14 protein-coding genes are annotated in these 16,719 nt (G+C 53.3%); all 14 read right to left on the bottom strand.

Annotation, left to right across the window (positions count from 1 at the left end; translation table 11 throughout):
- Window positions 1-22 precede the first annotated feature (22 nt).
- Entirely contained in the window at window positions 23-1,198 is a 1,176-nt protein-coding gene (locus IG178_RS00895; protein WP_343225903.1) for a glycosyltransferase family 4 protein, read from the bottom strand.
- Window positions 1,199-1,367: 169 nt separating this feature from the next.
- Window positions 1,368-3,401: a chitobiase/beta-hexosaminidase C-terminal domain-containing protein gene (locus IG178_RS00890; protein WP_193210594.1), complete on the bottom strand. Its 2,034-nt coding sequence runs from the start codon at window positions 3,399-3,401 to the stop codon at window positions 1,368-1,370.
- Between the two features lie 575 nt (window positions 3,402-3,976).
- Window positions 3,977-4,864, bottom strand: a complete 888-nt coding sequence (locus tag IG178_RS00885) for a glycosyltransferase family 2 protein (protein WP_193210593.1) — start codon at window positions 4,862-4,864, stop codon at window positions 3,977-3,979.
- A gap of 39 nt (window positions 4,865-4,903) precedes the next feature.
- Window positions 4,904-5,854 (bottom strand): glycosyltransferase family 2 protein, encoded by a 951-nt coding sequence (locus tag IG178_RS00880; RefSeq protein WP_193210592.1) that lies wholly within the window; start codon window positions 5,852-5,854, stop codon window positions 4,904-4,906.
- Window positions 5,844-6,404: an acyltransferase gene (locus IG178_RS00875; protein ID WP_193210591.1), complete on the bottom strand. Its 561-nt coding sequence runs from the start codon at window positions 6,402-6,404 to the stop codon at window positions 5,844-5,846. The genes IG178_RS00880 and IG178_RS00875 overlap by 11 nt, the downstream gene beginning before the upstream one ends.
- Entirely contained in the window at window positions 6,401-6,895 is a 495-nt protein-coding gene (locus tag IG178_RS00870; RefSeq protein WP_193210590.1) for a glycosyltransferase, read from the bottom strand. The genes IG178_RS00875 and IG178_RS00870 overlap by 4 nt, the downstream gene beginning before the upstream one ends.
- Window positions 6,892-7,254, bottom strand: coding sequence for a UDP-N-acetylglucosamine--LPS N-acetylglucosamine transferase (locus tag IG178_RS00865; RefSeq protein WP_425499859.1), 363 nt, complete (start codon window positions 7,252-7,254; stop codon window positions 6,892-6,894). Before IG178_RS00865 ends, IG178_RS00870 begins: the two co-directional genes overlap by 4 nt.
- 107 nt (window positions 7,255-7,361) lie before the next feature.
- Window positions 7,362-8,783 carry an exopolysaccharide biosynthesis polyprenyl glycosylphosphotransferase gene (locus IG178_RS00860; RefSeq protein WP_193210588.1) on the bottom strand — a complete coding sequence of 474 codons (1,422 nt, stop codon included), beginning with the start codon at window positions 8,781-8,783 and terminating at the stop codon, window positions 7,362-7,364.
- Window positions 8,784-8,878: 95 nt separating this feature from the next.
- Complete coding sequence (locus tag IG178_RS00855) at window positions 8,879-9,880, bottom strand: polysaccharide deacetylase family protein (protein WP_193210587.1); 1,002 nt, start codon at window positions 9,878-9,880, stop codon at window positions 8,879-8,881.
- 59 nt (window positions 9,881-9,939) lie between these two features.
- Window positions 9,940-12,216, bottom strand: a complete 2,277-nt coding sequence (locus IG178_RS00850; RefSeq protein ID WP_193210586.1) for a GumC family protein — start codon at window positions 12,214-12,216, stop codon at window positions 9,940-9,942.
- A 154-nt stretch (window positions 12,217-12,370) separates the two neighbouring features.
- The gene (locus tag IG178_RS25840) at window positions 12,371-12,898 is read right to left on the bottom strand and encodes an acyltransferase (protein ID WP_193210585.1); all 528 of its coding nucleotides are present in this window, start codon (window positions 12,896-12,898) and stop codon (window positions 12,371-12,373) included.
- Window positions 12,895-13,971, bottom strand: coding sequence for a Gfo/Idh/MocA family protein (locus IG178_RS00840; RefSeq protein WP_226894605.1), 1,077 nt, complete (start codon window positions 13,969-13,971; stop codon window positions 12,895-12,897). Before IG178_RS00840 ends, IG178_RS25840 begins: the two co-directional genes overlap by 4 nt.
- Window positions 13,972-13,979: 8 nt before the next feature.
- Entirely contained in the window at window positions 13,980-14,849 is an 870-nt protein-coding gene (locus IG178_RS00835) for a sugar transferase (RefSeq protein ID WP_193210583.1), read from the bottom strand.
- A gap of 620 nt (window positions 14,850-15,469) precedes the next feature.
- Window positions 15,470-16,690, bottom strand: coding sequence for an outer membrane protein (locus IG178_RS00830; RefSeq protein ID WP_193210582.1), 1,221 nt, complete (start codon window positions 16,688-16,690; stop codon window positions 15,470-15,472).
- Between the last annotated feature and the right edge of the window lie 29 nt (window positions 16,691-16,719).

The raw sequence follows: 16,719 nt of genomic DNA, 5'->3' as shown, positions 1-16,719 counted from the left end.
GGTGAGGTTCTTCCCGGTCGAATCAGCAACCGCGGTCGAGGACATCTCGATACACTTCCGCGAGTTTTCGTCCCGCTTCGTCCCACGTCAATTGCTCGAGGTCAGCGGTCGAAGCGGCCCTAAGGCGAGCCAACAGGGCGCGATCCCGGTCCAGAAGCCTGATGTGGTTGGTCAGGGCATCCACGTCACGGGTAGGATGAATCAAACCATTCCCCATGTGCTCGCAGACGGCTCCAGAAGAGTCAGACACCAACAAAACACAACCCGATCCCCTGGCCTCGTAGGTAACCAGCGCACTGCCTTCTTCAACGGACGACAGCACGAACACATCGCTCTGGGACATCAGATCGGGAAGATCGGTTCGATGTCCCATCACCTTTACGCTGGGATGAGAGAGCATCGGCTGCAAGAGCTCCGCATAGCCAGGGATAAACTCACCGCAAACCATGAACGTGCCCTTTTCGTGGGCTCCCGATGCAAGCCAAGCCTTGAGCGCATGATGTAACCCTTTCCTCGGCTCCACCACTCCCGCATAGATCATCACCAGCCCGTCATGCTCTGCCCCGTTGGCCTGATGAGACGAGAACCTTGAACGATCGAATCCATACTGATGCCTGACGAGCTTCGATTCGGGATATCCGCGATCCATGAACGTCCGCGCAACGAAATCCGACGGACATAGCAGGTAGTCAGCTTCATCGTACTCCCGCTCTTCGAGTTCGAGTCTTTTCTGACTGAACTGGTGATCATGATCTTCGGGAAGAGAAATTCCGACTTCCTTGTTCTCTCGCTCAACCTCCGCGTAGGCGAATGCCGTGTGGGCATTCGGCCGCTCGAGTACCACCGGGATACCGTACTGCTTTGCGACACGGGTGGTCCGCAAGGACGACAACGGCCAAGCATGGACCACATCAACCTCCCGATGATGAAGCGCTAGCCAGCGGGAGGTCACAAGGTCGTGCCATGAGCATGCGAGATCACGACCGATCAAGCGGTAAGGCACCCTCACCTTGCCCAGCGACAAGGTGGTTTTCACCGACACCTCCCCATTGAGCGGGCGTGCTTGGGAACCTGTGAACACGGCCATCTTGGCTCCAGCACGGGAGGCACCTTCAACTTGCTGCCAAGCGGTTGTGCAAATACGTCCACCACCGATTTTGTGGGGGAAACTGTAAAGAACTCTTACGGGGGGAATCACGGGCTTGGGGGGGAAGTGCCAGCAATGCCGTTGGGGATATAACCCTCGTCCGGGGAAGTCTGGCCGAAAAGGCGGAACTCTGGCATTCGAAGTGGCACCGAGCATCCACAAGGTGCCACCTGAAAACTGCGCGCGGTCGCCTTTGGCGACTACTACGTCAGGAGCCGGGTCAAGGTGCGGAGGTAATCCTCAATCCCTGCGGTGCTGACGGTGGAGGTGTCGTCCCGATCACAATGTCCGAGACAATGTGGGAACCACTTCCCAATGACACCAATCCGAGATGGTCGAGAGAACTGACAGTGGACTGTTGGGTCCTGAAACTGTAATTCTGGGCGATCTGAACGGCGCTACCCCCGTTTGGAGTGACTTTGACGGAGTATTTTTTGGCCGCGAGATCGACGCTAAGTTCGAAATGATACATGGTCCCGGCGCCATACGGCACTGTGGCAAGCGCTTGGTAGCTGCCTCCATTCCGGACATCGATGAAGCCGCTGCTGGCAAACCGAACAATACAGGCCAGATCATCGTATCCAGACGCTGCCCCCAAGGACAATCCCATCACTCCGTCGATCTGATTGGCATCAGGCATCGCATTCCAACTGATCGTGAACGCTCCGGTTTGCGTAGGGATACTCACGTTGGTCCACGCTTCGCTAGCCGCATAAGAGTTACCAATTCCGAACTGCGCTGACGCCACAGGACTGTTCTCGCTTCCAACTTTGACACCAACAGCTTTCAACGTCGACGTCGACGAAACTAGAATTGGCCCACTGTATACAGTGGAGCTTGAAGTCGGCGTACTACCATTCAACGTATAGTAGATCGTTGCTCCTGCAGTCGGACAGGTAATCGTGACACTTTGCGCACTGCTGAATTGCCCTCCTTGGGGGGAAATCACCGGAGCCGACACCTGATTCACGATGAAGTAATCCTCGGTTTGGACGGACGAAGCGTCCAAATCGGGAGCGGTAGCGAAAGCTCTGATCGTGGCCGAGGCGGACACCGTGACCGGGCCCGTGTACTTGGTCGACGAAATGGTCGGTGTGCTTCCGTTTGTCGTGTAATAAATTGAGGCGCCTGCGGTGGAACAAGTCATCGTCACAAGCTGTGGCGACCCGTAGGTGCCCCCCCGGGGAGCCAAGACCGGAACCGAGACATCGGACGTTGCTCCTGGCTTCGCCCAGATTGTGCTCAAATATGCATCTGTCGGATAGGGAGGCATCCCTGAATTCGTTGCGTTCAATGAAGTATCCACCGTCCACTGACCCGACAGAGGCTGGTTTGAGGATCCATATGAACGGTCAACCTTTGTATTGATCACCGAGCGCCACGGCCGTGCGGCGTCAGAGGTGTTAATCGCCATACCCCCGATGAAAATCGAATCCTTCGCCTCGAAACCACGGCCGGAACCATTGAAGGCATTGGTTGTGGCCTCAGTCGATCCACCCGGCAAGTGAGGATACCTCGAAAGGGACACTTCCCCCGAAACTACATAGCAATGCTCGAGGGCGAGACCGTCGACATTGCCTGTCTGAATCGAGCAGTTGTTGGATGCGAAGAATGCGCTGTCGCGGAACACCATGGTGTCGTAGCTACCACCACCAGCGGCGGCGAACTGCACCGTATCGGTATGAGGCTTGCTGCCCGTATAGGGGTACTCGAAAAAGCGCGGAGCATGGTAGCAACCGTCAAAACGCCAATCCGAGAATCCGCCCCCACCTGCGTAATAATCTGCTGAATCTCCGTTTTTGACGTAGTGATTCGGTTGGACGACCTCGACAATCTCCATTCCTTCGGTCACGAATCCATCGGTCCCATATAGACCCAAATGTCCCGTACACTTGGTCCAAGCTAACGCTGAACGGCGACACCCCTGCATCTTGATACCGTCATTGCCATCCTCTTGGAAGCCGGCAAAGCAGACACCATGAACTTTCAGGAAGCGAACGCCTCCAAGAAGCTTCACGGTACCATACCCATCTCGAGGAGCAATTGTTACGCGCTGGTTCCAACTGACCGAACCAAGATTCTCCAGCACCGGTTTGCTCCCGCTGCTGTTTCCATTCCCGGTGAGGTTACCCGGCGCAATTAGAATCAAGGTGCCACTATTCGCTTGGGCGTCAGTAACCCCCTTCAGGGCAGTCTCAATGGCCGACCAGCTGCACGCCACTTGAATCGTGTTCGCCACATTCTCGTCGTACATGAACGGCGTGGGGATGAGTTCTGGCCAATGGGTCCCATTCGCTCCGAACGAAGCGATCCGATTTGGTTTGGCTTGCCCAGCCAGAGGTAGAGCAAGGAGCGAAATGGCGAGTTTGAAAAATTTAAGTCTCATGAACAATATCGGTGATTTTTTCCGAGAAGCTCACCAGGCCTTAGGGGGCGCCGACCGGGCGAAAAAGAGCACTCGGTAGGGAACAGCTTTCCAACCGTCCTTCAATTCGAGCATTTACTAAGCGGTGTTTCCCCGCAGAAGCCGGGTCGAAATGGAAAGACCTGAATTCTAGAAAAATTTGACAGTCTCGTTTTTTTTTAAATCTAATGCACCTTAGAATCCGGTTTTCGGACCTGTTAGCAAGGCGCAATTGGTCAGACCAGCCTAACTGTTTGATCCCGACACAATCGACTCTATTAGCGCGGGTTACAACTCCCCTCCAGAAACGTCAATCTTGGGAAGCAGCCCCAAATTTCGCCTTCGAACAGAATTTGCACCCCGACAAACAGGAATCTCATCAAATTGGAGGACAGCGGCGGAGGAAGAATAGGGAGCGACAATCTTCAAGGAGCCAATCCATGCTTCAGTTTACCAATCCGCGCCAGGGTCTCCCTCCGCAAGGGCTTACGACTGGAAATCAAATCTGGAAGCAAATCCTTGGCCGACTGCATTGCCCGGAAAAAGTCCTTCAAATGTCCGCCGCTGCACGCCTTTGCAAACTGATAGCACAGTCTGGGAACCAAATAATGGACCGCCCGAAAGCCGGGCAGGCATGAAACGGCTAACAACACTTGGTTGCGGGGCTTATAGAAAACCGAAACCTCACTTCTCCGAGAAACTTCGTTCGCATGATGGAGAGCTACTAGATCCGGGCAATGCAGAATGGAGCCACCTGCATCAAGAATACGATAAGCGAGCTCAACCTCTTCATAATGCATGTACAGAACCTCGGGATACATCCCAGCATCCACCACCGAAGCTTTTCGAAACGCGTATGCAGTACCGCTGAAATACGAAGTCAGAAACCTCTTGTCGGCATATTCTTCAACAGGCACGGGATGCCACCACCTCAGCACATCCTCAGCTACTCCGTTTGGCATCAATAATCGAAATGCCAAGCCACACACAGATGGCTCTTCGACAAAGCGCTGCTGAACCTTCGATAAAAGATATTTGTCCGGGAGGGTTACATCACTATCCAGGCCTACAATAATCTCTCCCTTCGCGTGCCGAATTCCTCGGTTACGAGATACAGCGGGACCGCCGTTCTTCGCATTCTCGAGCAAAATCACTTGCGGAAACCGATCCCGAATCGCTTCGGCGCTGTCGTCTGGAGAGCAGTCGTCGACCACGATCACTTCGATGTCCACATCCTGCTGCGCGAATACGTCAGAAAGCAAAGCCAAAACGCAATCGCGCCGATTATAGCTTGGTATGATCACACTAATCATATCGAACGAATAGTCAGGGACATTCAGTCTGACATCGAATCATGCGGCAGATTCGCCGGTGCTTCCGTAACCACAGATCCACTTGCTTCTCTGTTGCCATAGCGTCTGCCACCTACCGGCGCTATCGCTGGCATCATTCCTCCGTTTTATCCTGCTGAGAGCCGCACGCAGCCCTGTCCCCGTCGCCAAGAAGAACAAACCCATTGCCTGGGGAACGCCCTTCCAATGCATCCTTACCAAGCTGGCTTTGCCACGGTACAGAAGCATCGTTTTGTGAACGGGAGTGTCAGAACACGCACCGACTTCATGGACCAACCGCGCATCGGGACAGATTACCGGCTTGTAGCCAGCCCGGTGCGCACGCATCGCCAAGTCAGCGTCCTCGCCATACATAAAGAAGCGCTCGTCCAACCCCCCGAGTTCGGACCAAACCTTCAATGGGCTCAAAAGGAAGCAGCCTGTTATGACACCAACCTCTCTGACGGTATCACGCTGCCAGCTACCCAACGATTCCGGGTCCAGCCATCGGTTGCGAGGAGCAAGCGTGGTGAGACCGAATGCAAATAGTGTCATGCTCCAGAGGGTCGGAAGACCCCAGCAGGAAGAAGGTTCCAAGCTGCCGTCCGGCCTGAGTGTTCGACCGCCATAAAGCCCGTGGCCGGGATTCCTCCGGGCGAAATCAACTACCACATCCACCGCAGAATCGAGGATCACCGTATCAGGATTCAAAAGGAGCACAAATTCGGCATCAGCATGCTTCACTCCGAGATTCACCCCAGCAGCAAATCCCAGATTCGTTCCTGGGACAACCAGTTCGACTTGCGGAAACTCCCGCCGGATTAGCTCGACAGTGCCATCACGGGAGTCGTTGTCGACGACGATGACCTGTTGATTTACGTCCTTCCTCTGCGTGAAAACACTTTCGAGGCATGCTCCGATGTGGTCCTCCGAATTGTAGGACACGATGACAATGGCTACGTCAGCTTTCATGGGGGGGTACAGCTTGAGTGGGTGCTCGGTTTCCAATGACCCTTGCGGGTACTCCTGCCGCGATGGATTCGGCGGGAAGATCTTTCGTTACCACGGCGCCCGCACCAACAATACAACCGTCACCGATCGTAACGCCAGCGGTGACCACCACGCGTGCGCCAAGCCATACATCAGTGCCGATGCGGATATCGCGTTCGTTCTTCGGCTGCTGCCGGAAGGGCTTGCCGGTCTCGAACCTGTAGTCTGAAGCGGTGACAAAGACTTCCGGGGCAAGCGACACGTAATCACCAATGATAATGCGTCCGGTCGAGTCGCCGGCCCACAAGTAGCACCTCTCGCCAATATGACAGTCTCGACCTATCACAATTCGTTCACCGTTCCGGAGAGAGACGTTTGGAGAAATTCCAGTCCCCTTCCCCATAACGATCTTTCTTTTCTCGCGAACATGGCTATACCCACAATAATGAAAGAGTCGAAGGACATGTAAATAAGTGCGAGGATCAGCAAACGACCTGACTGCGTTCAACACTTTTTTGAAGAGTTGGCTCATCGCTCAGAACCTTGGCCGTCAAAAATGAAACTCCGGATACCATCAACCAGACTGCCGGAAGCGTGATCTGCGATTGGAGACTTAGCCCGAAGCTCGTCCACATGATCCAGCCTCTCTCGAAGCTCGGCTTCGTCGAAGGCCACATCCACGTTACCCAACGCCATCATTCTTCTGGCGGTTGCCGTCTGATGCTCATTGCGGTGCTCGCCGAGACTAGCTTTCTTTGGAACCACCAGGATCGGCTTCCCATGGAGAAGCGCGGAAAGTATGGTCCCCATACCCGCATGTCCAATGACTAGATCAGCCTCTGCGAAGCGCCGCTTGAATTCGGATGGTTCGAGAAATTCGACGAATGGGATGTGCTGCGGCTCCCAAGCTCCATCGCCGATCTGGGCGAAGACATCGGTTCGCCCGGACTCCAACGCCCATTTATCAATAACCTTGAGCATCCGATCAAAAGGCTGATCGGTTCCAACAGTCACGAAGATCATAAGACGTTTCCAATACAGGAAGGGCCATTTTTGCGCGCCAGATGCGGCCATTGCGTAAGCCAAAGATCCGCACACGAACCAGCCTTGTCTCCGGACATCGAAAGCTCCTCTGCATTCGCAATGCTATCCACCCAGATGGTACGGATCCCCATCATGCGTCCAATTTTCAGGGCAAAAAATCCAGGAGCTGCCCCCGTGGAGATCACAACATCGGGATCTTCTTGCCTCAACAACATGAAAATACTCCAGGCGGATCGCAGAAGCCCCAGCTTGTTCGAACGATTGGCATCAACGATCACCCGGAATTTCGCGTCCCCGACATCGGATTTATACCCTTCTTTGGCGGTGGCGTAGATCACTTCACAACCCTCAAATGCGGGTCGGAGGCGCAGCAGCTGAACCCAGTGCCCCCCGCCAGAGGCGATTGCGAGCACTTTTGGAGATCGTGGAGACATTCAGTTGGAAATTAGGAAGCACCACGTCCCAACAAGACAGCTGGAATGGTTTTTGCCAAAATCTTGAAATCGAGCCAAATAGACCAGTTTTCGATATATTCATTATCCATCTTCATCCACTGCTCGAACGTGGTACTACTTCTTCCACTGATCTGCCAGACACACGTTATCCCTGGCTTTACGGAAAGCCGCTTTCGGAAAAGCCATTCATATCGTTTCACCTCGTCCGGTAATGGAGGGCGCGGACCGACGAGACTCATCTCCCCGTGAAGAACATTGAAGAGTTGCGGCAATTCGTCGATACTCGTCTTCCTAATGAATCGGCCGATCCGTGTGATGCGCGGGTCGTTCTCGATCTTAAATGCCGGACCATCCAATTCGTTCAAGTGCTGAAGCTCCTTTTTTCTTTCTTCGGCATCAATAACCATCGAACGGAATTTGTAGATTTTGAATCGTCGCTGATTCATACCAACGCGATCCTGCGCGAACAAAGCAGGACCAGGGCTGGTAGCCTTGATGGCTATCGCAACGACCAGAAGCAACGGGAAGAGAACAATCAAAGCGATCAGTGACAGACCTGCATCAACGACTCGCTTCGCCAACAGTTGGAGGAGCATCTGCTCTCGGAACAAAGTAAGGACATGCTCCCCATCGAACTCCTCCAAATGCAATGACTTGAACAACGAACCATCTTGGAGATCTGGCATCAATCGGACAACAACGCCAAGATCTCGGGCATGCTGGACGACCTTGACGATGTCGCTGAAACGCGATTCCACCGGGAGGCAGACGATCATCTCATCAACCCGTTCACTCTTGAGTATTGCTTGCAAGTCATCGATCGAACCGAGAACGTCTCCTCGGGCATCCTCACCCGCCAAGAAGCACTCAGCCTCTTCAGAATTCTCGGCAACGAAACCTACAATTTTATAACCGAGTTCGGGCTTCGCATCGATCTTGGCTACCACTTCCCGGGCACGTTCATTCGCACCAATCACGAGGAGAAACCGGTAATTGTACCCCGACCGCCGGGCACTCATCAACATTACCCGCAAAAGCAGCCTGCTGACCACTCCGGCACTCGTAACGGCGGTCCAGAAGAGGACAACATTAACAGTGTTGATGCTCTTGACCGAGAACAACCCGCTAACGATCACCAGCCAAAAAGAGGCCAGCGTCGTAGCCTTAACGAGATCTCTCAACTGTGCTGTCAGCGCAACAAATCGATCTGCTTTGTATCGAATGCAGTAGGCAAAAATTCCAACCCAGCCCAGCGCCAACGCAAGAACCCCGATGGTATCGGCAATCCGATAATTACCTGGACTCACAGGCGGCCCACCACGCAGGGTTATTTCCGGACGGAAATAGATTATCAGCGCTGCCGAAGCGACGAGGACGATCTGGTCGAGCAGACGAAAACTATGAATGAGCACTTTGTGCCTCAATCGAATCATTTTTTGGGGGGGGATGGGGGGGTGAGACTCTTGTGGAAGATCCTCGTTTGGCTTTCTACCAATAAACCTCGACGCTAACAAGCAGGTTCCGCAGAATCTTGCAATTTGCAACCCTCCTTGCGAAACCAAGCGGAAATCTCCCTGGCCAAGGGGTTCCAAAACCTGCCTTGGTAGCTATCACAGAGGTGTTGCAGAAACTCCCGAACGTGGTTTACCGGGTAGGTGGTGGGAGAACCAGACCCGGAGAAGTCGATATAGTCCGGATGGATGTTGATGAGCGCCAAACCGCCTCGCTTGGCTATCCATTCCAACTTAGATTTCCAAACCTCGATCGATTGCTCACCCAGCAGAAGAAACAAGGTCGAGTCCTGCGGGAGTGTATATGGCAGCTCCACATAGCCATCACCAGAACCGGAACTTTCACTTTTCACCAAAAACGGGAAGATCGTGTGAGCTCCATTCGGCTGTGGCTCAAATGGATCGGTATCGAATGTCGATGCATCGTATAGAACATCGAGCTCGTGGATCCAATCCAACTGTCGAAGCATGAATGCAGACCGAAAACCAACCGCGCCCCATTGCCCGAGGTAGTGATTAATCCTTTTCGACTTGATCTCAAAGCCCTGCTTTGAGCTATACAAATGACCGTCGTGATTCAAATCGTGAACACCAATCTCGAAATTGTGAGCATCCAACCATTCACGCAGGAAAACTGGATCTTCATATGTCCCTTCCGGGATGAAATTGAACGATGACCTCAGACCCAGCGACTGTTCCAACTTCGCGAGATCCAATGCCTTTCCGATACCGGCGCTCGATTCAACATCGTGGGTGAGAACGAATGCGAATTCTTTCGACCCGGGCCAGCCCTGCCAACCCTGAGGAGCATCACCGGCAGCCTCATTGATGGGCCATGAACAGCGACTCTTCCTCGCGATTCGATGTGCCAAGCTCTTACGCAGAGCGAATCGCAGCCGACGTGGAAGGCATGGTTTCAACCAAAAGTAGCCACGCGCCAGAAGCCCGGGAGATCCGGCGGCCATCGCCTCATAAGCTGATATTGAAACCTTCGACACGCCGAGTGTATAGCTTTGGGTGTTCTGATTTATAGGGCCCCAACATTGCTTCCGATGACCTAGACTTCCCCCGAAACCCAACGGGGAGCATGCGACTTCGCTTTGTTGAAGACACACGAAACATCAGCCCTCCCCTTGATGAGCTCAGAGTATCCCCACTTCAGTGTGTCACGGTTGGTATTCTCGCCATCGACCACCAGCAACACCTTGTCCATAAGTCCAGCCATGGCGATCGTGGGGCTCGTCTGATCCATCGGAGGCATGTCGAATATGACGTAATCAAATTCACTTGCTCGAAAGTGCGGGAGCATCTCGTACAGATGCATCGGCCCAAAGTTATTGCTTCCCCCATCTCCCTTCCGAGCACCCACGCTCGCCAAATAGAGGTTCTGGGTCCCTTCCTTGAACCGCGTGTTCCGAGCAGTCTGAAGAGCCCCCGCCAGGGAATGCAGCGGCTTACCGCCGAACATCGGATTCTCCTCCAATTGATCGGAACTCAAGTCGACGAGCAGCACCTTCGCGCCGTTCACTTCCGAAAAGGCCTTTGCAAGACCAGCCGCAATAGTCGACGTACCCGAACCAGCAGACAGCCCGGTCACAGCCATCATCTTCGGCTTGTGAGTCATGTTGTTGATCTGAAAATTGAAGACAATTCTATCTCTGATGGCTTCCGAATATGGGTGGATGAAATGATCCGTTCTCCCGTGGAATCCGCCTCCGCCTACAGTTTCCCGCAATGCAGGTAGAGTTTTCGTTCCCTCAGCAATCGCAGCATTCATCTCTTCTCGAGAAATTAGCAGTACACCTCGGTTCTTCGGTTTCACGAATGGAATCGAGAGCATCAGAGGAACCTGCAAGCGGGTCTCGATTTCAGCAGGGCGTTTGATTCTCCGGTCCACAACCAGTTCGAGGAGAAATGCTAATCCAAAGCCGACCGCGACTCCCGCGCCAGCCAATCCGAGGATAATTTTTTTGGTGAGATCACCAAACGTCCTCTCGGGCACCGAGGGATGTTGCACGACCGGCAGGTTCGATAGCTTGGTAGGGTCTAGATCATGATCGATCTTCGCTTTTTTGAGCTTGGAAGCCAGCAACCGGTAATCGGCATCTTCCATCTCTTTGCGTCGCTCAAGCTCCGTCATCTTTGGTTCGATCGCCGTAATTCTCCTGAACCGAATTTCCAAATCCGACAAATTCGCCTGATAGCGGGAAATCTTTGCCTCGACCTCACCGAGGGCAACCTCATGCCGTTCCAATTCCGATCTGGGATCTAGGGACACATTTGCACCGTTCTCTCCAGCCGGCGCCAGAACCAAGCTCGGCTTTCGTTCAATCAGTGCAAGTCTTTCGGCTTCGACCTTCGAAACCTCCTCTTCGTTCTTTATGATCAGAAAGTGACCATCCGCGTATTTTGACGACAGTTCATTACCCCGCTTCCGGAGGTCAGTGAGTTTATCCGTCAGCCCCTGATAGATTACTATGTCCTCGGGTGTCGCCTGCTGGGTTGGCAACGATGAGAGAGGTTTTTCAACCTCTCGATTTTTTTCCTCCTCACTCCCCGGCTCTGCCCCCCCCCCAATCCTAAGCTTCAGGGCTGCCACGGTTGTACGCAATGCATCCCGCTCAGCCTCGGAGGTCATCAAATCTTGTTCGATCTTGTCACGTTGCGTTGCATATGAAGTTGACTCTTCACGAATCGAGACAATTCCAGAGTCAGCCTTGAGCTGATTAAGTTCCTTTTCTGTCTTTTCCAGACGATCGCGCGCATTCTCCGTCTGCCGCGCCACTGACTCAAAAGCGCCAACCGATCGATGAATTTCCAGGTGCTTGTTTGGATACAGCATCATCACCTGCTGCAGAACATCCCGGGCCAGCTGAGGATCTGGGTTCCTGTAAGTGATTAGGACCACATTGCTTCCCCGGGAAACCGGCGCAACTTCCAAACCACCCAACACTACACTCGCGGCATCCGCCAGATTAGCTGGCCCTCTTCCTTTGGGGACGAGCCGATCGAGTCCGACTGCTTTTGCTACGTCTTCCGCCAGATCACCACTTCGTAATATCTCAAGCTCGGTATTAATAACTTGATCACCCGACCGACCACCGGTTTCAATTTCGTTCTCTCGAGCATCGACTCCGCCCCGCTGGAGGACGTAGTTGACCAGAATCTTCCCGTTTGACTGGTATAGAGGTTTCCGGGTTACGAATACCGCGGCGGCGGCGGCGAACCCCAAAGCACTACATATCAATATCAACCATTTGTGCTTAAATAGCACAAAAAGCACGTCCTGTACACCGATGGAAGGCTTGCTGGTCTTTGGTTCAGACTTCTGCATTTTTTTGGGGGGATGGCCAATTTATTCGGCTAGCGATTCGTCTTATTGCATATCGTAGGCAACAGTCGGAGGCACGGCCTCGATTGGCTGATGAGAATTATATCAGATATTGATTTTTTTTGGTCTCTTCCAAAACTCCTTGTCTGAAGTTCTCTTAAAATGGCGGTCGTGGCGCAGCATTTGTAGCTTCGGCCTTTGAATCCGGGTGCAGAACTCGGGCTGGATTTCCCGCAATCACCGACCTAGGTGCCACGTCAGAGGTAACAACACTCCCTGCGCCGACGAGGGCTCCTTCACCGATTACCAAGCCACCTAGAATCGTGGCTCCGGAGCCGATCGATGCACCTCTCTCAACGAGGGTTCTCTGGCAGGTCCAATCATCATCGCTTTGCATTTCTCCCCGCTCATTCACCGCACGAGGATAGCGATCATTCACAAAGTTGACCCCATGTCCTACGAATACCTCATCTTCCAAGATCACTCCTTCGCAAATAAATGTGTGGCTCGAAATTTTGCAGCGTGCACCAACCTTTGATCCTTTTTGGATTTCAACGAAAGCTCCAATCCTAGTCCCGTCTCCGATCTCGCAGCCATAGAGATTCACAAACCCGTGCAGTTTCACACCGGCTCCCATCCTCACATCCGGGGCGATACGAAGGCTGCCCTTGAATTCACTGCTCATGCATTGAGCTCTATCAATGATTTCTCCACGGCCAATGCGTTGCTGCGATCGGGGCTCATGCGGCTCTGACAGATCTTTACAGCTGCGCCATTCAATCTCAGTGATTCGGAACAGGCCTCGAGTATCCTCACGACTTCGAGACCGCACCTGCCACAGGACGATGGGGCGACGTTGCCTCTGATTGACTGGACAAAGTCCTCGCACACGACGCAAAGCGGCTCCCGTTGCTCGACACGAGGAATATAGCAATCGCCGTAGTGATAAGAGTACTGGAACTGAGTGAAATCCTTGTAACGGGGCGGTCGCTCTACTCTTACGTCGTGAATCTTGATCTTCTCGATTGCTTTCAGATCGTCAAAAACGATCATTTTTTGCGTTCCCACAAACGTCATTTGCCGAACTTTCCTAGGCTCAATCCAGCTATTCTGAATGGTAGCAAATCGTCCCCTCGAGAACCCGAGCGAAATATTGACCACATCTTCAATTCCATTCCCCATTTGGCTTCCTCCTTGGCAATTCACCACCAATGGAACTTCTTCCATGACATGGATAATGACAGAAAGATCGTGCGGGGCCAAATCCCAAGCCACATTGAATTCATTTTGAATGATCCCTAAATTGAGTCTCTGGCAATTGATATACTTCAATTCACCGATCTCACCCGATGAAACCAATTCAGCGATCTTCAATACAGCCGGCGAATGCAGATAGGTGTGATCCACCATAATGATGAGTCCTGATTTCTCTGCCATGGAGATCAAATCCTCACACTCAACCGAGGACCCGGCCATCGGTTTCTCAATCAGAACGTGCTTGCCAGACAACAGCGCCTCTCTCGCCTGCCGGTAGTGCAACGAAGCTGGTGTAGCTATCACTACGGCGTCCAGATTCGGATCCTCCAGCATCTGCCGGAATTCGGTGTAGCGCCGAGCTGCCGGATGCCGTTCCTGAAGCGAAGTTAATCGTGTTTCATCCGAGTCACAAAGTGCGGAGACAATTGCACCAGATGTATTTTCGAAAGCCCTCGCCAGATTTGGCCCCCAGTAACCGCATCCTACGATGCCGATGGCCAAATTGGAGTTCATAGACGGTTTTCGACGGGGCATTTCTTGTATCCCAAGAACTCTCGGCGATCCGAATGATTCATCCGAATTCTCCGCAACATGCATTGGCGAATTTGCCCGTAAAGTGCCCTCGGGGTTGCCAATAGAATGCGCAAGTCCAAACCAGGAGCTGACGAACGTGCGTACCTCACGTCCAAATCGTTCATTTCTCGGAAGGTTGTACTATTCTTCCCATTCACTTGCCAGAGACCACTCAGGCCGGGCAGTACCTTGAACCTCTCGCGCTGCGACGAACTGAACAATCTGAATTCGTCCAGCAAGCATGGTCGCGGGCCAACCAAGCTCATTTCACCACGCAGAATATTCAAAAGCTGCGGCAATTCATCTAGTCCGGTGGCCCGGAGGAAACACCCTCCCGCAATAAGTCGGGGGTCGCCCAACAAATCCAGCTTCATCATCGGCTCGCCTGATTCAACCAGCCGACTCACATGCAATTGATGGGACAATAGCTCTGCACCTTCATGCATGGTTCGAAACTTGTAGAGAGTGAAAACGCGCCCGCCCAAACCAACGCGCTTCTGCCGATAGAGTGCCGGCCCTCTCGATACCATCCGAATCCAGATGCCCACCACGAGCATGAGCGGAATCGAAAAAGTCAGTGAAAGAATCACCATGGAAGTGTCGAACCAGCGCTTCCAGCCAGGGATCTCCGGTTGGCAATATTCCTCGTCCTTCCACAGCTGACCGAGATTGGCCTTTCGGCCAATACCCGGTAGTTGAAGGACCTGATTGGGATTGGTTGCCTTACGACTTTTCGGGAGAGATGGGCGTTCCGAGCGGTGCGCCGTGGCCGGGCGGGACCGCCTTTCCTTCGGTTGCAATTTCATCGGGGGGGGGGAGTGGGGGGAGGCCGGTCGGACGAAGGCTTTACGTTCGATTACTTTTCGTCACCATTTTTCGGAAGACTACTCAGACTGATCACACGCTGCCGCCCTTGGTCGTTTGGCACTTCTCAGCGACAAAACCTGACAATCAGGGCCGGGTGGTGACCTCCCTATTGCCTACACAACCTCTCTGAAGAACTCCGTCAGCCTATCGTCGGAGCGATTGCAACGGAGACACTCAGGTTGGAAGTTTAGATGGGGAGATTTTTTGGGGGTGGGAAAACAGCAAAGCGCTTCTAGCAGAATCACCGTTGCTTTCAAGTATTTATTGGAATTTCGAGAGGAGTACCCGGCATTAGTTTCAATATTCGAGAATTTCAGATGACTTGATTTTCATGAAACCACCACCAGCGAGGCGCATTTCCAAAAAAAATAGGCTTTCCGCCAGTGCTGGCTATGGGGGAAAGTCGTCTTATTGCTTGTTGCTCCCAACGATCATCCTCGCCCATTCTCCTTGATTCCAGCAGGCGTCGAGCCAGCCTCAGGCTCGAATGCTACAAGGGCCTGCGGGATTTTCAATTCCGTTGGGAATCCGAATCAAGCCCGCGTAATTCGGCGAATCGTTAAAATTCCACCTCAATTCCAGTGGACAGCTGCCACTGGGACCAGTCTTTTTGGCCGTCATTGGTTGCCCAACGGACAATCGACTCAAGAGAAACCCGCTCGTTGAAGAGCTGTCTCCGATACCCGAGGTAGGTGCTGTAGAAACGCTCATCACCTCTCGTGGCCGCTGTCGCACCGACGGCCTCGTAGTCGGTAAAGCTCAGCCCGGCTCCGAATTCGAGCGAGGACGTTTCGAAATTCCGCACGACCGCCATTGAGAACGTCAGGTCATTCACAAGATAATTGACGTTGTTCGGAGAGGGCACGGTTGCGTAACGCACTCCTCCCCTGAAACTCCACCTCTCGTTGTAGAAGTATTCCGCCGCAAGCCCGCCAGCCGGACCTGCGTCTCGCCCCCCCCCGGTCCTTGAGTTCTTCGCGAACTCCACACCTGCAAAGGCATCGATCCGAATCCTTTCACCCCACCGGTACCGTGCTTTCGCGAGCACTCCGATCGCATCCCGCTCGCCGGTGCTAGCAGAATCCGTCAATGTGTGCCGGATTGAAGGACCAAAGCGGATGCGTTCGGTTGCATCCCAAAGCCCGGATATTTCCGAGGTGTAGACGTCTGCACCAGCCCTTCCACCAGAGCTGTAATCCGATGACGACGCAGACCAGCCTGCCAGAATAGATGTTCTAGGCGCCAGCTGGTATGATCCGGCTATCCCGTAGGTCAAAATAGATCCCTGAATGAATCCCCCGGCAATCCGGTCTGAGGAAGACACTTCGGAATAGCTCGCGTACGCCGTCACCGTTGTCTTGGACGCTTGGTACCGGAATGAAACCTCACCGGCATGATCGATCCCATTGAGATCGGAATGATTCAGGAAAACTCTCGCAGTCGGCGAATATCGAGCTTCCAAGGAAAACTCAGCATTTCCCTCCGGATCCGTACGATAGGCAATCCAAGGAGCGATCTCCGTTGTTAGCTCACTCTCAGTGTAGTCCGCATCGAGAAAAAAGTTGGAATCGTAGGTGACGAGGCCTTCCAAACCAAAATAGACGCCCCCTTTCACGCCTTGCGCCAAAGTCGGAGGGAAGAACGCGTCCGACAAGACGCGGTCACCCTCACCCACCTGGAGCGAAAAGTCTTGGGAGTACGATGGGGTCGCGGATCCCAGCAGGCCGACAAGCAGGGAGGTCGCAGTGAAGCAGGGGGGAATCAGGCGCAACGAACGCATTCAAAAGGGCGGATGATTGTTAGAAGTAT

Source organism: Neoluteolibacter marinus (assembly GCF_014904755.1).
Lineage (GTDB): Bacteria > Verrucomicrobiota > Verrucomicrobiia > Verrucomicrobiales > Akkermansiaceae > Haloferula > Haloferula marina.
Note: the sequence above shows the minus strand (reverse complement) of the source record. Positions and strands in the feature narration are given on the sequence as shown.

What these genes read in the sequence shown, in the direction of transcription:
- IG178_RS00850 (WP_193210586.1), bottom strand. Translation starts at nt 12,216, where the DNA reads ATGCAGAAGTCTGAACCAAAGACCAGCAAGCCTTCCATCGGTGTACAG.
- IG178_RS00880 (WP_193210592.1), bottom strand. Translation starts at nt 5,854, where the DNA reads ATGAAAGCTGACGTAGCCATTGTCATCGTGTCCTACAATTCGGAGGAC.
- IG178_RS00835 (WP_193210583.1), bottom strand. Translation starts at nt 14,849, where the DNA reads ATGAAATTGCAACCGAAGGAAAGGCGGTCCCGCCCGGCCACGGCGCAC.
- IG178_RS00885 (WP_193210593.1), bottom strand. Translation starts at nt 4,864, where the DNA reads ATGATTAGTGTGATCATACCAAGCTATAATCGGCGCGATTGCGTTTTG.
- IG178_RS00870 (WP_193210590.1), bottom strand. Translation starts at nt 6,895, where the DNA reads ATGATCTTCGTGACTGTTGGAACCGATCAGCCTTTTGATCGGATGCTC.
- IG178_RS00830 (WP_193210582.1), bottom strand. Translation starts at nt 16,690, where the DNA reads ATGCGTTCGTTGCGCCTGATTCCCCCCTGCTTCACTGCGACCTCCCTG.
- IG178_RS00890 (WP_193210594.1), bottom strand. Translation starts at nt 3,401, where the DNA reads ATGTACGACGAGAATGTGGCGAACACGATTCAAGTGGCGTGCAGCTGG.
- IG178_RS25840 (WP_193210585.1), bottom strand. Translation starts at nt 12,898, where the DNA reads ATGAGCAGTGAATTCAAGGGCAGCCTTCGTATCGCCCCGGATGTGAGG.
- IG178_RS00875 (WP_193210591.1), bottom strand. Translation starts at nt 6,404, where the DNA reads ATGAGCCAACTCTTCAAAAAAGTGTTGAACGCAGTCAGGTCGTTTGCT.